At 45.2% G+C, this 17,905-nt stretch carries 13 protein-coding genes and 3 pseudogenes; 12 read left to right on the top strand and 4 right to left on the bottom strand.

Annotated elements, in window-relative coordinates; genetic code table 11:
• Positions 1-8 precede the first annotated feature (8 nt).
• Positions 9-492, top strand: a pseudogene (gene cueR / locus CEQ32_RS23340) (Cu(I)-responsive transcriptional regulator).
• A gap of 68 nt (positions 493-560) precedes the next feature.
• On the opposite strand, the gene CEQ32_RS10435 reads toward cueR (CEQ32_RS23340), so the two are convergent.
• On the bottom strand, positions 561-1,013 hold the full coding sequence (locus CEQ32_RS10435) for a Cd(II)/Pb(II)-responsive transcriptional regulator (RefSeq protein ID WP_105932867.1): 453 nt from the start codon (positions 1,011-1,013) through the stop codon (positions 561-563).
• 81 nt (positions 1,014-1,094) lie between these two features.
• Between CEQ32_RS10435 and CEQ32_RS10430 the strand changes: the two genes are divergently transcribed.
• The 8 genes and pseudogenes from CEQ32_RS10430 to CEQ32_RS10400 all read left to right on the top strand — a co-directional run bounded on the left by CEQ32_RS10430 (position 1,095) and on the right by CEQ32_RS10400 (position 10,929).
• Positions 1,095-3,560, top strand: a complete 2,466-nt coding sequence (locus tag CEQ32_RS10430; RefSeq protein ID WP_088585980.1) for a heavy metal translocating P-type ATPase — start codon at positions 1,095-1,097, stop codon at positions 3,558-3,560.
• 93 nt (positions 3,561-3,653) lie between these two features.
• The gene (locus CEQ32_RS10425; protein ID WP_088585979.1) at positions 3,654-4,058 is read left to right on the top strand and encodes a helix-turn-helix domain-containing protein; all 405 of its coding nucleotides are present in this window, start codon (positions 3,654-3,656) and stop codon (positions 4,056-4,058) included.
• Positions 4,042-4,311: a hypothetical protein gene (locus CEQ32_RS10420; protein ID WP_212751624.1), complete on the top strand. Its 270-nt coding sequence runs from the start codon at positions 4,042-4,044 to the stop codon at positions 4,309-4,311. Before CEQ32_RS10425 ends, CEQ32_RS10420 begins: the two co-directional genes overlap by 17 nt.
• A 312-nt stretch (positions 4,312-4,623) precedes the next feature.
• On the top strand, positions 4,624-5,571 hold the full coding sequence (gene lpxC / locus CEQ32_RS10415) for a UDP-3-O-acyl-N-acetylglucosamine deacetylase (RefSeq protein WP_088585977.1): 948 nt from the start codon (positions 4,624-4,626) through the stop codon (positions 5,569-5,571).
• 220 nt (positions 5,572-5,791) lie between these two features.
• A complete protein-coding gene (gene cueR, locus CEQ32_RS10410; protein ID WP_088585976.1) occupies positions 5,792-6,226 on the top strand; it encodes a Cu(I)-responsive transcriptional regulator in 435 nt (144 codons plus the stop codon).
• A gap of 143 nt (positions 6,227-6,369) precedes the next feature.
• Positions 6,370-6,471: pseudogene (locus tag CEQ32_RS23335) on the top strand (hypothetical protein); the annotation flags it as partial.
• A gap of 27 nt (positions 6,472-6,498) precedes the next feature.
• The gene (locus tag CEQ32_RS10405) at positions 6,499-9,810 is read left to right on the top strand and encodes a molybdopterin-dependent oxidoreductase (protein WP_233454300.1); all 3,312 of its coding nucleotides are present in this window, start codon (positions 6,499-6,501) and stop codon (positions 9,808-9,810) included.
• 270 nt (positions 9,811-10,080) lie between these two features.
• Complete coding sequence (locus CEQ32_RS10400; RefSeq protein ID WP_226871901.1) at positions 10,081-10,929, top strand: efflux RND transporter periplasmic adaptor subunit; 849 nt, start codon at positions 10,081-10,083, stop codon at positions 10,927-10,929.
• A 22-nt stretch (positions 10,930-10,951) separates the two neighbouring features.
• Here CEQ32_RS10400 and CEQ32_RS10395 read toward each other — a convergent pair.
• Positions 10,952-12,102 (bottom strand): IS3-like element ISShes1 family transposase gene (locus tag CEQ32_RS10395; protein ID WP_088585975.1). Its coding sequence is split into 2 segments (ribosomal slippage): positions 10,952-11,859 and positions 11,859-12,102, totalling 1,152 coding nucleotides; the frame shifts between segments, so codons are not numbered across the junction.
• Between the two features lie 49 nt (positions 12,103-12,151).
• On the opposite strand from CEQ32_RS10395, the gene CEQ32_RS10390 reads away from it, so the two are divergent.
• The 3 genes from CEQ32_RS10390 (at position 12,152) to CEQ32_RS10380 (ending at position 16,008) form a co-directional block, all read left to right on the top strand.
• The gene (locus tag CEQ32_RS10390; RefSeq protein ID WP_088585974.1) at positions 12,152-12,562 is read left to right on the top strand and encodes an efflux RND transporter periplasmic adaptor subunit; all 411 of its coding nucleotides are present in this window, start codon (positions 12,152-12,154) and stop codon (positions 12,560-12,562) included.
• The gene (locus CEQ32_RS10385; protein WP_088585973.1) at positions 12,559-15,729 is read left to right on the top strand and encodes an efflux RND transporter permease subunit; all 3,171 of its coding nucleotides are present in this window, start codon (positions 12,559-12,561) and stop codon (positions 15,727-15,729) included. The genes CEQ32_RS10390 and CEQ32_RS10385 overlap by 4 nt, the downstream gene beginning before the upstream one ends.
• Before the next feature lie 87 nt (positions 15,730-15,816).
• Positions 15,817-16,008, top strand: a complete 192-nt coding sequence (locus CEQ32_RS10380; RefSeq protein WP_088585972.1) for a heavy-metal-associated domain-containing protein — start codon at positions 15,817-15,819, stop codon at positions 16,006-16,008.
• 220 nt (positions 16,009-16,228) lie between these two features.
• Here CEQ32_RS10380 and CEQ32_RS10375 read toward each other — a convergent pair.
• Positions 16,229-17,191 (bottom strand): annotated as a pseudogene (locus CEQ32_RS10375) (IS5 family transposase).
• 400 nt (positions 17,192-17,591) lie between these two features.
• Positions 17,592-17,861 carry a metal-sensing transcriptional repressor gene (locus CEQ32_RS10365; protein ID WP_088585971.1) on the bottom strand — a complete coding sequence of 90 codons (270 nt, stop codon included), beginning with the start codon at positions 17,859-17,861 and terminating at the stop codon, positions 17,592-17,594.
• Positions 17,862-17,905 lie beyond the last annotated feature (44 nt).

Below are 17,905 nucleotides of genomic sequence, written 5' to 3'. Positions count from 1 at the left end.
GGGGAGTTATGAACATTGGTAAAGCATCGAACGAATCAGGAATCTTCGCAAAGATGATTCGCTATTACGAGCAAATTGGTCTGATTCCTGCTATAGGTCGTACCGAAGCAGGCTACCGTGATTATGCACCCAATGATGTCCACCGTCTGATTTTTATCCGCAGTGCGCGTGACCTTGGTTTTTCTCTTGAATAGATAGCCGATTTGCTCAAGTTATGGAATGACAAATCTCGCCAGAGCGCCGATGTTAAACGTCTGGCACAAGAGCATATGGATGATTTAGAGCGACGTATGGAAAATATGCAACGAATGGCATATACACTCAGAGCTCTGTTCAAAAGCTGTGCTGGGGATGAGCGATTTGAATGCCCAATACCAGACATTAATGACCGCTGATGCTAAAAGCCATCCCGGTAAGAGAGAAGGGGCGGTGCAACGTAGTTCTCGTGGTAACGAAATGGAAAAAGCCCGACCCCTTATTTTAAGGGCATGATGGCGTAGCACAAAGCTGTATGGGCTAGTGTTACGCCATCAGTCTAATCAACTTATAAGCGCACACCACTAATGCACCCCCCCCAAGTGGTCAGTTGGTACGGTTAAAGGAAGATCACCATTCTCTTCATCAGCAGTCAATTTCTGTACTATCCCGCATTCGTCCACGCTCCGGTCTGAGCTGCAATAGCCATTAAGTTCTTTTAGTTGTGTTTCCAGGGCTAATAGCTCTTTAATACGATGCTGAACATGCGTGAGATGGGCACTGATTATTGCATCAATGGGGCCACAGTCTTTACCGCGATTATTAATTGCCAGTAGCAATGCACGTATTTCCTCATGAGTCATATCAAGAGAGCGGCAGCGTCGGATAAATAACAACTTTTCCAGATGAGTATTGTTGTAACAGCGGTAGTTATTTTCAATATCTCTTAATGGAGCTTGAAGTAATCCTTTTTTCTCATAGTACCGAATAGTTTCCACCGGACAACCCGCCTTACGGGCCAATTCACCAATTTTCATGCATCCCCCCTTATGCACTTGACCCTGTAGTTAGATCAGGGTCTTTAATAGTCAGTATAGTTAGCAGATGAGGAAATGAAAATGAGTGGTGGTGTAAAAAATAGCAAAACCCCTGCAGGAGACGAAGCGGCTAGTTGCTGTGAAACGTTCAATTTAGGGACAGGACTCCGGGTTAAGAATACTGGTGAATCACATAAAGCAAATGATCATGCACATGATCAGAAGGCTCATAATCACAATAAATGCAGTGATGACCATTCCCATGAAGGCCATAATCATGATGCCCATAGTCATGGCGGCGAAGGGCATTCGCATGATGAGCATAATCATAAGGGATGTAACCATGATCATGCCGCGCAAGAGCATTCTCATGAAGGCCACGATCACGGCCATGAGGGGGATTGTTGCTCCGCGGCTCCAGAACAATTGAGTAGCCTGGGGGGCTCGCAGGTTGTGGCTGGTGGATTACGGACAGAAATTCGCATTATGCAGATGGATTGTCCTGTTGAAGAAAATCTTATCAAAAAGAAACTGGGTGGAATGAGCTCTGTTAAAGAGCTTGATTTCAACCTGATGCAGCGTGTTTTGACTGTAACTCATACACCGGATTCGCTTGAAGCGATCATGGCTGCAATTCGCTCGTTGGGATTCGAGCCAGAAGTTTCGGATAATACTAGCGGCAAGAAAAATACCCAGGAGAAAAAAAAGCCCTGGTGGCCATTAGCTCTGGCTGGCGTAGCTGCTCTTGCAGCCGAAGTGATGCACTGGGCTGATATGCCTGACTGGCTCGAAGCTGGGTTGGCTTTGATAGCAGTGCTTTCTTGTGGTCTGACAACCTACCAAAAAGGTTGGATTTCGATTCGCAATGGCAACTTGAATATCAATGCACTAATGAGTATTGCCGTTACTGGGGCTTTGGTCCTTGGGCAGTGGCCAGAAGCGGCGATGGTTATGGTGTTATTCACCATTGCTGAACTAATAGAAGCCAAATCACTCGATAGAGCCAGAAATGCAATAGGTTCACTGATGAACCTGACTCCTGAAACTGCAATGGTCCAACAAGCTGATGGAACATGGCAGGAAGTTGACGCCAGTAGCGTACAACCGGGCAGTATTGTTAGGGTAAAACCAGGTGAACGAATTGGTCTCGACGGAGAAATCGTCAAAGGTCAAACCACCATTAACCAGGCTCCAATTACAGGTGAAAGTATGCCTGTCGATAAAATCGCGGGCGATACAGTATTTGCTGGAACAATAAATCAGTCAGGCTCTTTTGAATATAAAGTCACTGCAGCTGCAAATAATACAACCCTTGCGCGAATCATTCATGCTGTTGAGCAGGCGCAAGGTGCCAAAGCAGCTACACAACGTTTTGTTGACCGCTTTTCCCAGATTTATACCCCAGTCGTTATGGGTATTGCTGTTGCGGTTGCTGTATTGCCACCATTGTTTGGGGCAGGAACATGGCAGGAGTGGATCTATAAAGCTTTAGTTATGCTTGTCATAGCGTGTCCATGTGCCCTGGTTATTTCTACGCCAGTAACGATTGTCAGTGGACTTACTGCAGCTGCTCGCAAAGGGATTCTCATTAAAGGCGGTGTTTATCTTGAGCAGGGACGTAAGCTAAAAGCCCTTGCGCTGGATAAAACAGGAACTATTACCCATGGGAAACCAGTACAAACCGACGTAATGGTATTCAATGGATGGAGCGAGCGTGAAGTTCGTACTACTGCAGCTAGTCTCGCTAGTTACTCTGATCACCCTGTTTCACTGGCAATTGTGAATGCTTCTGCTGATTTGAAAAAGCAGGATGTTGACAGCTTTGAAGCGATTGTTGGGCGAGGTGTGCATGGCGTAATTACAGGTAAGGATTTTTACCTTGGAAACCTGCGTTTGACAGAAGAACACTTTAATTGTCCATCAGAGATTAAAGCAACAGTACAAAGGCTGGAAAGCCAGGGTAAAACAGTTATTTTACTCAATGATGGTAAGCAAGTGCTTGGGCTGTTCGCTGTTGCTGATACTGTTAAAAACAGCAGTCGTGAAGCGATTGAACAACTTCATGAACTTGGCGTTAAAACTATTATGCTGACTGGTGATAACCCACATACAGCTAAAGCAATCGCATCTCAGGTTGGAATTGATGAGGCTCGAGGGAATCAATTGCCAGAAGATAAACATCGTGCAGTTGAAGAGCATTCACGGATTGGAATCACTGGGATGGTTGGTGATGGTATCAATGATGCACCGGCTCTGGCTGCAGCTGATATCGGTTTTGCTATGGGAGCAATGGGTACTGATACGGCGATTGAAACTGCAGATGTAGCTTTAATGGATGATGACCTGCGTAAAATACCAGCCTTTGTGAAATTGTCCCGACAAACGTACAGCTTACTTGTACAAAATATCAGCCTCGCTCTAGGTATTAAAGCCGTATTCCTTGTACTCACGCTCATGGGAATGGGAACCATGTGGATGGCTGTATTTGCTGATGTTGGTGCCAGTCTTCTGGTTGTGGCAAATGGCCTGAGATTATTACGAAAATAAAGAGTTGGGTCTCTGAGTTCTTCATGGACGACAGACTCAGAGACCGTATTCTGGTTTGAACATATTTATCGAATATGGTTTGAGGGGGAGCGGATGGACACCAAAAAATATTCTGAAAGTGTTGTCGAAGATATTGTACAGTGGGTTGAATGTTCATTGAATAAAACCTTGCCAGTAGAAATCATTGCTGAAAAATCTGGTTATTCACGATGGCATTTTCAACGTTTATTTAAACAGGCGACCGGCATTGCGCGGGGTGAATATGTTCGCTCTCGTCGATTATCCTGCGCTGCCATCGATCTGAAACTAACTTCCAGAACAGTTCTGGACATTGCTCTTCAGTATGGTTTTGATTCGCAACAAACTTTCACGAGAGCTTTCAAAAACAAGTTTCATCTTCCTCCCGGTCGGTACCGTAAGCAAGGGAGTTGGGATTTATCAGCGCTGTGTCCATCTTTACTTTCAGACGATGAGGAGAGATATGCCAATGTTAGTTAATGACCCCGTATTGATTCCTATGATAGAAGAGCTGGCTGATAAATATAATAAAATGCAGGATTTTTTAATCGATGATGAACCTTGTATTGATATCGTACGGTCGGTGTATGAGTTGGAGTGCACCGTTAGCGAATTCAAAAAAAGAATTATACTTCAACATATTTCCTATTGCCATTCAGATGAATGTGATGACCCTGACCTGCATGTGGCCCTAATTGACAATATAAAAAATATACTTGACTATCTTGAATAATTTTACAAGAAGGGGGTTAGGTTTTCTTAAAACCATTTGTGTTTTGGATGAATAAATATTTTTAATTCACTGATTTCCATATGGTCTCAACCATAAGGAATATGATGGTAACTAACTCGGGTCAGTCAGTGCGACTCGTGCAAGATGCTTCATGTGTATATCGTATAAAAGCTTGACCCTATATCAACTTTAGGGTTTTTAATGGAACCAAGTCGAGAGTAGCGAGGACGATGAACAGGGCAATAGGGGGAATCATTAATGGAGCCTTGTTGCAGACGTTCTGCCTAGTCGCTAGAGCAAATAGAGGTCTCCATGATCAAGCAAAAAACTATCAAGAATATTGTTGAGTTAAACGGTATTGGCTTGCATAGCGGTAAAACCGTTAACATGAAAATCATGCCTGCTGGTGCCAATAGTGGCATACGGTTCCGTAGAACAGATGTAACTCCTGTTGTTGATATTCAGCTCCGTGCCGATCAGATTCATGACACTATGCTGGCAACAAGCATTATCAACCCTCAGGGAGTTCGAGTTTCAACAATCGAACATTTCCTCTCTGCGGTGTCCAGCATGGGACTTGATAACCTCTTGGTGGAGCTCGATGCTCCAGAACTTCCCATTCTCGATGGGAGTGCCAGAGGATTCATATATTCAATAATGCACGCTGGTTTGATAGAGCAGTGTGCGCTAAAAAAATATCTGCTGATAAAAAAAACGGTTTCCGTAAAAGATGGCGACAAATGGGCTCTTTTGCATCCAGACTCTAAGTTCTCGATCGATTTTATGATTGATTTTAAGCATCCCTTGATTTCTGCTGAGACCAATAGATTAAATATTGAAGTGTCGAAAGAAAACTATATTGGCGAGATTGCTGATGCCAGAACTTTTGGATTTGTTCGTGATGTAGAACTTCTACAACAAAAAGGTCTTGGGTTAGGGGCAAGTTTGAATAATGCGATAGGTCTTGATGAATATAGCGTTCTGAACCCGGAAGGTCTGCGATTTAACAACGAACTTGTGCGACATAAAACACTGGATGCGATTGGAGACCTCTTCGTATCAGGCCATAATATTATTGGCGCCTACCATGCTTATAAGTCAGGTCATGCATTAAATAATAAGTTGATGCTTGCGTTGTTGAATGATGTCGAATCATGGGAATTAGTGAGTGTTGGCGAATATAAAAATGATTCCACTAGAGATAGCATTCTTTCTAAACCCAAAGAAGAGTGTTTTGAGTCATTAAGTATGTGGTCATAAGGGAGATGAGTATTTTCGTCACATCTGGTTTCTTATACAGCTTATCTTGATGATCTTTTTTCTTGACCTTACCGCCACAGGAAGGTTTAGGCTGGATATCGACTCAATATTGATGAGCCAGACGGTAACCGTATCACTACGTATGCAAGGTAAGAGCGCCGGAAACGACGTCATTTGAAACTGGATCTGGTATCAACAGAATACATTTTGGGAGGTAAGGATGAACATTGGTGATGCTGCCCGGTTATCCGGAGTTTCCGCAAAAATGATCCGCTATTATGAAGAGGCGGGATTAATACCGGAAGTAGCCAGAACTGCAGCCGGGTATCGGATGTTCCGCGATATTGATGTGTACAAATTACATTTTATACGCCGATGTCGGGAATTAGGTTTCTCTCTGGCACAAACAGGGGAACTTCTCTGTCTGTGGGGGAACCATTCGCGCCAGAGTGCTGATGTAAAAAAATTAGTCGAGTCACACATCAACGAGTTGACGCGAAAAATTCAAGAATTTCAGCGTATGGCATCAATACTTACAACGCTTTCTGATTGCTGTGCAGGGGATGATAAGCCTGAATGCCCTATTTTGAGTGCACTGTATCTTGCAGATGTTAACGGTTTACAAAAATCAGACTCTGGTCCTGAAATTTCTTAGCCGCAATCCATAGATGACAGTAATTTCAACTGAAATTACGCCTACAAAACAAGATGACATTAATTGGGTTAGTAACTCTTGGGTAAAAAGAAATCAATGTGGTTTTTAAAGAATATTAACTGTTTTTAGTAGTGAGGTTTCCAATGTCAGATATTATTCCCGGATATTGCACACTTTGCCGTTCGCGGTGTGGGACGCTGAGTGAAGTAGCAAATGACCACCTGATCAAGGTACGGGCTAACCCTGAACACCCTAATGGTAAGGCCATGTGTATGAAGGGGAAAGCGGCACCTGAGCTGGTGGACAGCGCAAATAGAATTCTGTACCCGATGAAGAGAACTCATCCTAAAGGTGCAGAGGATCCGGGCTGGCAACGTATAAGTTGGGAAGAGGCTATGTCAACGATAGCCGGACAACTGGAAAAATTTAAACGAGAGGATGGAGCTGAATCTGTCGCTTTCGGCTTTACGAGCCCAAGCGGTACCCCCCTCAGTGATGCAATTGAATGGTTAGAGCGATTTGTTCGTATCTATGGCAGCCCAAATACCAGCTATGGAACTGAGATATGTAACTGGCATAAAGACGTTGCACATCGATGGACCTTTGGCTGCGGCATTCCTGTTGCTGATTATTCCCATGCCGATCTTATTCTTCTTTGGGGGCATAACCCCGCGAATACTTGGCTTGCCCAGGCTAGTGCGATTGGTACTGGTCGAAATAACGGCGCAAAACTGATTGTCGTGGATCCTCGCCCGACACCCTTAGCGAAAGAAGCAAATGCCTGGCTTGATGTCAATCCTGGAACTGACGGTGCATTAGCTTTGGGGTTAAGCCATCTCCTGGTAGAACGAAACCTGTTTAATCATGAGTTTGTTCGAAACTGGACTAATGGTCCTTTGTTGGTTCGAAATGATAATGGTTATTTTCTTCGGGAAAAAGATATTAACCCACTTGCCATCAGTAATCGCTATACAGTTTGGGACGAACACAACCAGCAAGTCACATTTATCGATTCCGAGACTCGAACTGAAGAAACGCTGATGCCTACAGCTGCACTTGAGGGCAATGTTGAAGTCGCAATAGCTGATGGTGCAAAAATTTCCTGCCAAACGGCGTTTTCATCTTTTAAAGATATGTTGGCTAATTATGACCCAGAAAACGTAAGCCGTATCACCGGGGTATCTGTTGCGTCAATTGAAGCCGCTGCGAGTTTGATTGCCGGGGCCAAGAAAATCGCCTACCACAGTTGGTCTGGAGTGGCTCAACACACTAATGCCACCCAAACAGAACGTGCGATTGCGACACTGTATGCTTTAACCGGTTGTTTCGATCAGGAAGGATGTAATCGAATCTATGCCAGCCACCCGGTAAATGTGGTTAATTCACCGACATTGATGCCTAAATCACAATGGGATAAAGCATTAGGCCTTGAAGAAAGGCCTATCGGGCCGCCTTCACAAGGTTGGGTTCATTCTCAGGATATCTGGCATTCAGTATTAGAAGGTACACCCTATAAAATTCGCGGGTTAATTGGCTTTGGTGCCAACATATTACTTTCACAAAGTGATACTTCTCTCGGACAACAGGCGCTTGAGGCGCTTGAGTTTTATGCCCATGTAGATTTGTTTGAAACGCCTACATCAAAGTATGCTGATATCCTTCTGCCAGTTAACACTGCCTGGGAGCGCGAAGGCCTAAGAACCGGGTTTGAAAGTAGTGCTGCTGCTCAGGACCACATTCAGTTGAGAAAAAAAATGGTCTCTCCGCGCGGTGAAAGCCGTTCCGACCTTGAGATTGTTTTCGATCTTGCATGCCGGTTAGGAATGAATGAAGCGTTCTTCGACGGCAATATTGAGGCAGCCTGGAATTATCAACTAGAACCATTAGGTTTGACTGTTGAGATGCTCAGAAATAAGCCAGAAGGTTACGATATCCCGCTTGAGCATAAAGTCAGAAAATATGCTTTCAGAGACCCAAATAGTGGATATCTGGCAGGTTTCAATACAGAAACAAAACGTGCAGAGTTTTACTCTGAGATCCTTCATCACTATGGTTACAATCCTTTACCTGAGTATGTACAGCCGCAAGAATACCAGCGCAACGATCCTGATTATCCATTAATGCTGACATCCGTTAAAAGCGGATTCTTCTGTCATAGCCAACATCGAAGCCTGACTAGCCTACGAAAAAAAGCACCTTATCCAACGGTAGACATTTCGGCAACTCTGGCTGACGAAGAAGGTATCAAGACGGGGGATTGGGTAGAAATTGAAACGAGAGCAGGTCTTGCTCGATTTAGAGCAAAAGTGGAAGCCAAACTCTCTCATGAAACTGTAATTGCTGAGTTTGGGTGGTGGCAGGCTTGTCCTGATTTTGGCAAACCTTCATACCCGGTTAAAGGTGAGTACAGTAGCAATTACAATAGTTTAATCAGCGGTGATAGCTATGATCCAGTCAGCGGTGCTTTACCTTTGCGTTCATTCCGCTGCCGCATTCGCCGCTTGAATGATTTTGAGCTGATAAGGCGCCCCTGGGAAGGTCGTAAAACATTCAAAGTCATTGAACTGAAAAAAGAAGCAGATAATGTTACGACAATTACCTTCCAATCGAACAGTGAAGGCTACTTACCTGATTATGAACCGGGCCAGCATATCACTGTTAGCTGTTGTCCGATGAGCGATTCTGAAGAGATCGTTACCCGGGCGTATTCGCTGACAGGCCCTGCGTTTGTTCATGACCGTAAAACCTATTCCATTTCTGTCCGTCATCAGAAAGCGACTGATGAGAAAGGTGAGTATGTTGAAGGAATAATGTCATCCTACATAAACACGCATTTGCAGATAGGCAAGGATGTTGAACTTACCCCTCCTGGGGGGAATTTCATTGTCCCGCTCAATGCCGTCCAGCCTGTCGTAATCTTTGCTGGCGGTATTGGAATTACTCCATTCATTTCCTATCTGGAGTCTATTAACCCCCAAGCGGAAGGTCCGGAGATCTGGCTTTTCTATGCTAATCAAAATAGTAGGCTACATGCGTTTAAGAAAAGAATTGCGGAGCTAAATGCGTCTATTGACAGGCTTAAAGTAATTAATATCTACAATCAGCCCCTCGACTGTGATATTCCAGGATTGGATTATGATAGAGCTGGTTACGTTGGTGCGGGAGATGTCGAGGCATATCTTATTGAGAATAATGCTCGTTATTACATGTGTGGTCCGCAGCCTATGATGGATGCGATATCGCGAGGGCTTCAGGAGAGAGGTGTACCTGCATTTGCTATTTTCTACGAGATATTTCGTTCTCCAGCAAAAATAAATAATGATCCCTCATTACGTCATAAAGTCATTTTTGCAAAATCAGGAAGAACAGAGATTTGGACCACGGATAAAGGTACTCTACTTAATTTTGGGGAAAAGCTTGGGATTCAAATGCCTAGTGGTTGTCGTGTTGGACAATGTGAAAGCTGTTCAACTAGGGTGATTGCAGGGAACGTACAGCATCTGAATGGTGTGGAGCCCTCTGATGAGGGGGCATGTTTGACATGTCAGTGCATTCCTGCCGGTGATATCACGATTGATGCTTGAGGTAAGTACTAGCTATTAGCATCCTTTACATCAGGCCATTTCAGTGGCCTGATTTTTTCTATGAATAACATTATGTTTTAAACAATTTTCAATTTTTTGTACGAATTCACCTCAATAGCCGATTTAATCAATTTTATCAGTGCGATCTTTCTAAGTTTTTATCATCCTCCCCCTTGACCTTCCAGTTACTACAAGCTTTAGCCTGTAAGAAATTACTACAGACGCCAACTTCGGACTGGCCGAAGAGTTTTGGTGAATGAAAGGATCGTTATGATGAAAATGAAAGTTGGGATATTGCTGATGGCAGTTGCAGTGACAGCCAATACAGAAGTGGTACTTGCAAATGATGATGCAAGCGAAACGCAAAAAAAAACTGCAAATGCGCCTGCAGGTCCACAGGTACCCGTGGCTGTTGCCGTATCACGGAATATTATACCTTCTGCTGAATTTACCGGTTCTTTAGCGGCTATTAAAACAGTGGAGCTACGCCCCAGGGTAGGAGGGGCAATCGAATCTGTTACGGTGCCGGAGGGAAGTCTGGTTCAGAAAGGACAGATGTTATTTCAAATCGATCCGCGGCCCTACCAGGTTGTGCTTGATAGTGCACAAGCGCAATTACGACAGGCAGAAGCTCAGGCGTTCCAGGCAAGCCGCAATTACGAGCGTATTAGCCGTCTGGTAAACGGAGGTGCTGTTTCGCGTAAAGACTATGATGATGCATCTTCTGAGAAAAATGCCCGCGTTGCACAGGTTCAGGTATCGAAGGCTGCAGTCGAAGCAGCAAAGCTGGATTTGTCATACTCGCGTGTGACTGCGCCAATTGATGGCCGTATCGATCGGATTTTAGTAACTGAAGGTAACTTGGTTAGCAGCAGCCAGGGGGGGGCCGCGACTCTATTGACAACAATCGTTTCGTCCGACCCTTTATATGTTTATTTTGATATTGATGAAGCGACATATCTCAATACTGTCAGTAAGGCTCGGCCTGATGTTGTCGGACGTAGCAACGAAAAATTACCCGTACATATAGGTCTGGCAAATGAGAAGGGGTATCCGCACGGGGGGGCGCTTGATTTTGTTGGCAACCAAATTGATCGTAATACCGGCACTGTGATCTGATCCGCTAACTCTGGACACTTAACTAAGCACTGTGTTTCAGTTCAAAATTCTCAGGGCTTAAATAGCCAAGTGAACTATGCCTTCTGGTTTTGTTGTAATCAACTTCTATGTATTCAAAAACGGTCTGTCGCATGGTTTCCCGGTCCATGATTGGCTCGTACTGAATCGCCTCAACCTTCAGTGAATGGAAGAAGCTCTCTGCACAGGCATTGTCCCAGCAGCAGGCTTTGCGGCTCATACTTTGGGTAAGTTGATGTTTTTCAATCAGATTTCGATAGACATGTGAACAATATTGGCTACCGCGGTCGCTGTGAACAATTACATTTTTCGGGAACCCACGGCGGAACAATGCCATAGTCAGTGCATCACAAGCCAACTGAGCCGTCATACGATTATTCATTGACCAGCCAATCACAGCTCGCGAGTACAAATCAATAATCACCGCCAGATACAGCCAGCCTTCGCTTGTCATCAGATACGTGATATCACCGACCCATTTTTGGTTCGGGCCAGTGGTATCGAAGTTCTGCTCCAATAGGTTTGGCGCTACCGGAAGCTGGTGATCGCTATCGGTTGTGGTTTTGAATTTACGCGCAGCTTTAGCCACTAAATTCTGCCTTGTCATGCTGTTCATAATGGTTTTCAGATCAGCGCATTCCCCATCCTCCGCGAGGTCGGCTTGAATACGCCGAGCGCCTGAGCGCTCTTTGCTCTGGACAAAAAAAGCTTTGATTTGCTCATCACGGCTGTGCTGTTTGAGCAAGCGCGCACTCGGTTCTTTGCTTGATTTTCGCCAGGCATAATACCCACTTCGCGTCACGCCAAGCACCGCCGCCATTGGTTTTAGGCGGAACTGGTGCTGGTGTTCGAGCATAAATTCGAATCGGTTTACTTTTGATTCTTCGCGAAGTAGGTGGCCGCCTTTTTTAGGATGGCTAAATCCTCGGCTTGGTCAGCTAACTGGCGTTTTAACTTGGCAACTTCAGCAGCAAGTTCTGCTTCGCGTTGGCTGGTTGTCGATTTCTTTTCAATGGCAGAGCGCCAGTTATAAAGTTGTGATTCGTAGATTTTGAGTTGCCTAGCCGCTTCAGCAACACCGACACGTTCGGCTAGTTTAAGGGCTTCTGCTTTAAATTCAGCAGTGTGAGTCTTGCGGGTCTTTTGGGTTGTCATATTCACCTCGTTAAGTCATTTTACTCACTTAGCGTGGTGTCCAAAAGTATTGGATCAGATCACTGTTCGTGTCCGGGCTATTATCCCGAATGCTGATGGTCTTCTTACTCCTGGAGCATTTGCCAGAGTTCAGTTAGGCACTGGTAGTGAGCAAAAAGTAATTTTGGTAAACGATCAAGCCGTAGGCACAGATCAGGGCAATAAGTATGTCCTTGTTGTTGATGCCAATAATAAGGCGCAGTATCGCCCGATAGTGTTGGGGCCAATGGTCGATGGATTACGTGTTATCAGCGACGGTCTGAAGGCCGGGGAAAAAATTATCATAAAAGGGCTCGTACGACCGGGGATGGCCGTTACGCCAGACATCGTATCGATGCAAACGCTGTTGAGCGTACCTGAGAGGCAGCCTGAAGGTGCATCTAAAAAATCGAATGGCAAAAATGAGGGAGGTAGTAAATGAAATTTCCTCATTTCTTCATCCAGCGCCCCATATTTGCAATTGTCTTATCAGTTTTTATGCTGATAGCGGGTTCTTTAGCGTTTTTTCAACTTCCTCTCAGTGAATATCCGTCCGTAACACCGCCAACCGTTCAGGTAACGGCAAGCTACCCCGGAGCAAACCCCAATGTAATAGCAGATACTGTTGCCGCCCCGCTTGAGCAAGCCATCAATGGGGTTGAAGGCATGCTTTACATGAGTTCTCAAACTGCTTCTGACGGCCGAATGATTTTAACCATCTCTTTCAGACAGGGAACTGACCCCGATATTGCGCAAATTCAGGTTCAGAATCGGGTATCACGGGCTTTGCCTCGGCTACCAACGGAAGTCCAGCAAATAGGGGTTGTGACTGAAAAAACCTCGCCGGATATTCTTATGGTGGTGCATTTGTTCTCTCCTGATGAGCGTTATGATCCACTTTATGTTTCTAACTATGCAATGTTAAACGTACGTGATGAGCTTTCACGCTTACCAGGTGTCGCAAGCATAGCGCTGGGAGGTGAAGGGGAATATGCCATGCGAGTATGGTTAGATCCTAATAAAGTGGCTTCCAGAGGGTTAACATCAAGTGATGTCACTGCTGCGATTAAAGAACAAAACGTTCAGGTAGCGGCTGGCTCTGTCGGACAGCAACCTAATGCATCGTCATCATTCCAGGTCACTGTGAATGCCTTAGGGCGCCTAACTACTGAGGAACAGTTCGGCGATATAGTTATTAAAACCGGAGATGACGGACAAATTACGCGCTTGCGTGATGTGGCTCGTCTTGAACTCGGTTCAGATAACTACTCCATGAGGAGTTTACTAAATAATAAAAATGCAGTGGGTATGCAGATTGTTATGACCCCGGGCGCCAATGCACTTGAGGTGTCTGCATCGGTAAGGTCAACAATGGAACGCCTGAAAGTAAGGTTTCCGGAAGGTATTCAGTACAGTATCGCTTATGATCCGACCGTGTTTGTTAGTGCTTCCCTGAAATCTGTCACGACGACTTTATTAGAGGCCACAATATTAGTTGTGCTGGTCGTGATGCTATTTTTGCAAACATGGAGAGCATCAATCATCCCATTGATCGCAGTGCCTATTTCATTAGTGGGTACGTTTGCATTAATGGATGTATTTGGGTTCTCACTCAATACGCTATCTTTATTTGGTCTGGTTCTTTCAATTGGTATTGTTGTTGATGATGCAATCGTTGTGGTTGAGAACGTTGAGCGCCATATTGCAAAAGGACTCTCACCAAAAGACGCCGCAAGAAAAGCAATGGACGAGGTAACGGGGCCAATTCTGGCTATTACCTCAGTACTGGCAGCTGTGTTTATTCCATCAGCATTCCTCTCGGGGCTTCAGGGCGAATTCTATCGTCAATTTGCATTGACGATTGCTATCTCAACGATTTTATCGGCTATCAACTCCTTAACATTGTCTCCGGCATTAGCTTCCGTACTACTGAAACCACATCAAGGTATAGAGAAGCAAGATTTGTTGACTCGTGTAATGGATCGTTTTTTCGGATCTTTTTTCCGTCGTTTTAACCGTTTCTTTGATAGCCTGTCGAATTCCTATGTTGGGACGATTCGACGTATCGTTCGCGGAAGTACAATTGTACTCATTCTGTATGCTGGTTTTCTGGCACTGACCTTCCTGGGCTTCAAACAGGTTCCTGGTGGTTTTGTGCCTGCTCAGGATAAATATTACCTTGTTGGCATTGCTCAGCTTCCTTCCGGCGCTTCACTCGACCGAACCGAAGCTGTAGTTAAGGAAATGTCCAGGATTGCTTTATCTCAGCCTGGAGTTGAAAGTGTGATTGCATTCCCTGGCTTATCGGTAAACGGCCCTAACATGCCAAATTCAGCATTAATGTTTACTATGTTGAAACCTTTTAAAGAACGTCGAAATCCATCATTATCTGCTCAGGCTATTGCTGGTAGTCTGATGGGGAAATTTAGTCAAATTCCTGATGGTTTCGTGGGTATATTCCCCCCACCACCTGTTCCTGGTTTAGGGAGTATGGGAGGATTTAAACTTCAAATTGAAGACCGGGCCGGATTAGGTTTTGAAGAGCTTGCTCGTGTGCAGGACGTCATCATGGCTAAAGCTATGCAAACTCCAGAGTTGGCAGGGATGATGGCCAGTTTTGAAACTAACTCGCCTCAGATTCAGGTAGATATTGATCGTGTGAAAGCAAAATCTCAGGGGGTTGCGCTAACAGATATATTTGATACTTTACAGGTGAATCTTGGATCGCTTTATGTAAATGATTTTAATAGGTTTGGTCGGACGTATCGAGTCATTACCCAAGCCGATGCGCCATTCCGTATGCAAGCAGAAGATATCGGGTTGCTTAAGGTGCGAAACTCAGCAGGTGACATGATTCCTTTATCAGCTCTGATAAATATTAAGCGAACTTCTGGACCTGACCGTGTGATGCGATATAACGGGTACCCATCTGCAGATATTACAGGTGGTACAGCACCAGGTTATTCTTCGGGACAGGCAACTGATGCTATTGAGAAAATAGTTAAGGAAAGTTTACCTGAAGGGATGGCATATGAATGGACTGACCTTACTTATCAGGAAAAATTGGCGGGTAATTCAGCACTGTATATCTTCCCTCTAGCTGTTTTCTTTGCTTTCCTTATCTTGGCGGCACAATATAACAGTTGGTCTTTGCCATTTGCTGTATTGCTGATTGCGCCGATGGCGCTATTTTCTGCAATTGGGGGAGTCTGGATTTCTAATGGTGATAACAATATCTTTACTCAGATTGGTTTTGTTGTTTTGGTGGGGCTGGCCGCGAAAAATGCAATCTTAATCGTGGAGTTTGCCCGAACCAAGGAGAGTGAAGGACTATCACCATTGGCGGCCGTGCTTGAGTCTGCTCGCTTGCGTTTACGTCCGATTCTTATGACATCTCTGGCGTTTATTGCGGGTGCTATACCTTTGCTATTAGCTAGTGGGGCTGGTGCCGAAATGCGGCATGCTATGGGTATTGCCGTATTCTCGGGAATGCTTGGAGTAACCTTCTTTGGCTTACTGCTTACTCCTGTGTTTTATGTGGTTGTGCGAAGTTTTTCCTCAAGGCGAAAAGTTGATACCTCTGGTGAAACGTTTAGTCAAAGAGGATAAGCACGAAAATCTTTGGCGATAGGGCTTGACCTTACAACAGTGGCAAACTCTATCCTAAAGGTCACCACAACTAAATAGGATATACAAATGCAATTACATATAGAAAATATGACATGCGGTGGCTGCGCTCGAACAGTGACTAAAGTTATTCAGAATATGGATCCAGAGGCTAAAATCGTAACCAACCCACCAATACGTAAGGTAGATGTGCAAACATCAATATCTTTAGAGCAGATTTCTGAGGCTTTACGTGAAGCTGGGTTCCCACCAAAAGAATAGTTTTATTAAAACGGTAACTCTACTATGGAGTTACCGTTTTTAACTTTTTTATATTATTTTATCCCTGATAATAGCCTGACTTATTTTTATATCGACTAAGGAACCTGTAATTAAGCCTCCACTTCTGCCCAACCAGAACCCGTAGCAATTGGGGCCCCATTTAGACGTCATTATCCTGCGTTTTCCTTCGGACAGCGCCTTTTCAGGCACTTCAGACTGATTAACCCTGTGCTCGCAACATCTGATCCACGCGCACGAGGTTTGACAGCGCGAACAGCATCGCCAGTTTGCCGTCATTTTTCTTCAGACCACGGTAACGGGCTTTTACAAAGCCGAACTGGCACTTGATGATCCGGAACGGATGCTCAACCTTGGCACGCAGGCTGGCCTTCAGATACTCGGTGCGGGGATTCTGACCTTATTGATGCGAGGATGCTTTTTCAGAGTCTTCAGCTGCCCGGGTTGTTCGGCGATGTGCCAGTCTGCACTGACATCTTTAAGCTCTACCCGCTTTTCGGCGCCTCGGTAACCCGCATCGGCAAAGATGAACGCTTCATCACCATGAAGCAGGTGCTCTGCCTGGTTTAGGTCATGCTCATTGGCTGCCGTAGTGGTGAAGCTGTGCGTGATACCGGTGCAGGCATCCACGCCGATATGGGCTTTCAGCCCGAAGTGCCTTCTTCGTCTGGTGCATCTCAGGATCGCGCTCGCCACTGCGGTTCTTAGTTGAACTGGGGGCCTCGATGATGGTGGCATCGATCAGGGAACCTTCCTTGATCAGCACACCAGCCTCGGACAGCCACTGATTGACCTCGTCGAAGATCTGGCGTGCCAGGCCATGTTGTTCCAGCAGGTGGCGGAACTTCAGAATCGTTGAATGATCGGGGATGGCCTTATCCAGTGACAGACCGGCAAACAGGCGCATGGAGGCAATCTCATACAGCGCATCTTCCATCGCCTCATCACTCAGGCTGTACCACTGTTGCATGCATTGAATCCGCAGCATAGTAGACAACGGATAAGGACGGCGGCCGTTACCGGGCTTGGGATAATGAGGTTCGATGACGTTTTCGAGACGCGTCCAGGGGATCAGCTTGTCCATCCGGCCAAGGAACTTCTCTTTACGGGTCTGGCGGCGCTTGTTGCTGAACTCGCTGTCCGCGAATGTAAGTTGCTGATCCATCTCTATGTCCCCAATCGTGTGCAGCGGACATTATCTCATGCGGCAGACTTGATCACAGCTTCCCTATCATACTCCTTGTAAAGGCCTTGTCGGGATCGGACTCATTAACAGCAGACATCACTTTGTCGTGCAGGTCATTCATGTCCGCCTTATATTCCTGTGACTATGCTGACGAGTGCATTTTTGACATTTTCATTTCCGATTTTTCGACGGAAATGGCTGGCAGGAATAAGATTAATATAGAAAAAGGGAGTTTTTTATTTTCATATAATAAATCCTTTCAGGTAGGTACTGGTTAATTGCTGCTGAGTCAGATAAAAAAGCCCCCTGATGGGGCATATGTAGCAACACAGGCATTAACCACACCTTGCTGTGAAAAACCAGTCATGTTTCACCAGCTTTAAAGATACTTGGTTATCTCTTTAAATTCGCTAAGCGAACTATCAGACTCGGAGTGTTCAGCATGAAGGGCCTCCTCCAGGCAGTGACCTAAGTGGTCGTGAATTAAAGTACGCTTCGCATTCGTTATAGCTTTTTCCACAGCCTGTAACTGCTGGGCTATATCCAGACACGCTTTTTCATCTTCAAGCATCTGGATGGTACTTTTCAGGTGCCCTGCGGCACGCTTAAGTCTTTTAATAATGTCAGGGTGTGATGCGTGTACGGTCATGGGGCTGTCCTCTCTGGGTGGAGGGGATAAGATAATATGTATCA

It is taken from the genome of Shewanella sp. FDAARGOS_354, from assembly GCF_002209245.2.
Classification (GTDB): domain Bacteria; phylum Pseudomonadota; class Gammaproteobacteria; order Enterobacterales; family Shewanellaceae; genus Shewanella; species Shewanella xiamenensis.
Note: the sequence above shows the minus strand (reverse complement) of the source record. Positions and strands in the feature narration are given on the sequence as shown.

What these genes read in the sequence shown, in the direction of transcription:
- CEQ32_RS10435 (WP_105932867.1), bottom strand. Translation starts at nt 1,013, where the DNA reads ATGAAAATTGGTGAATTGGCCCGTAAGGCGGGTTGTCCGGTGGAAACT.
- CEQ32_RS10430 (WP_088585980.1), top strand. Translation starts at nt 1,095, where the DNA reads ATGAGTGGTGGTGTAAAAAATAGCAAAACCCCTGCAGGAGACGAAGCG.
- CEQ32_RS10425 (WP_088585979.1), top strand. Translation starts at nt 3,654, where the DNA reads ATGGACACCAAAAAATATTCTGAAAGTGTTGTCGAAGATATTGTACAG.
- CEQ32_RS10420 (WP_212751624.1), top strand. Translation starts at nt 4,042, where the DNA reads ATGCCAATGTTAGTTAATGACCCCGTATTGATTCCTATGATAGAAGAG.
- lpxC (WP_088585977.1), top strand. Translation starts at nt 4,624, where the DNA reads ATGATCAAGCAAAAAACTATCAAGAATATTGTTGAGTTAAACGGTATT.
- cueR (WP_088585976.1), top strand. Translation starts at nt 5,792, where the DNA reads ATGAACATTGGTGATGCTGCCCGGTTATCCGGAGTTTCCGCAAAAATG.
- CEQ32_RS10405 (WP_233454300.1), top strand. Translation starts at nt 6,499, where the DNA reads ATGAAGGGGAAAGCGGCACCTGAGCTGGTGGACAGCGCAAATAGAATT.
- CEQ32_RS10400 (WP_226871901.1), top strand. Translation starts at nt 10,081, where the DNA reads ATGATGAAAATGAAAGTTGGGATATTGCTGATGGCAGTTGCAGTGACA.
- CEQ32_RS10385 (WP_088585973.1), top strand. Translation starts at nt 12,559, where the DNA reads ATGAAATTTCCTCATTTCTTCATCCAGCGCCCCATATTTGCAATTGTC.
- CEQ32_RS10380 (WP_088585972.1), top strand. Translation starts at nt 15,817, where the DNA reads ATGCAATTACATATAGAAAATATGACATGCGGTGGCTGCGCTCGAACA.
- CEQ32_RS10365 (WP_088585971.1), bottom strand. Translation starts at nt 17,861, where the DNA reads ATGACCGTACACGCATCACACCCTGACATTATTAAAAGACTTAAGCGT.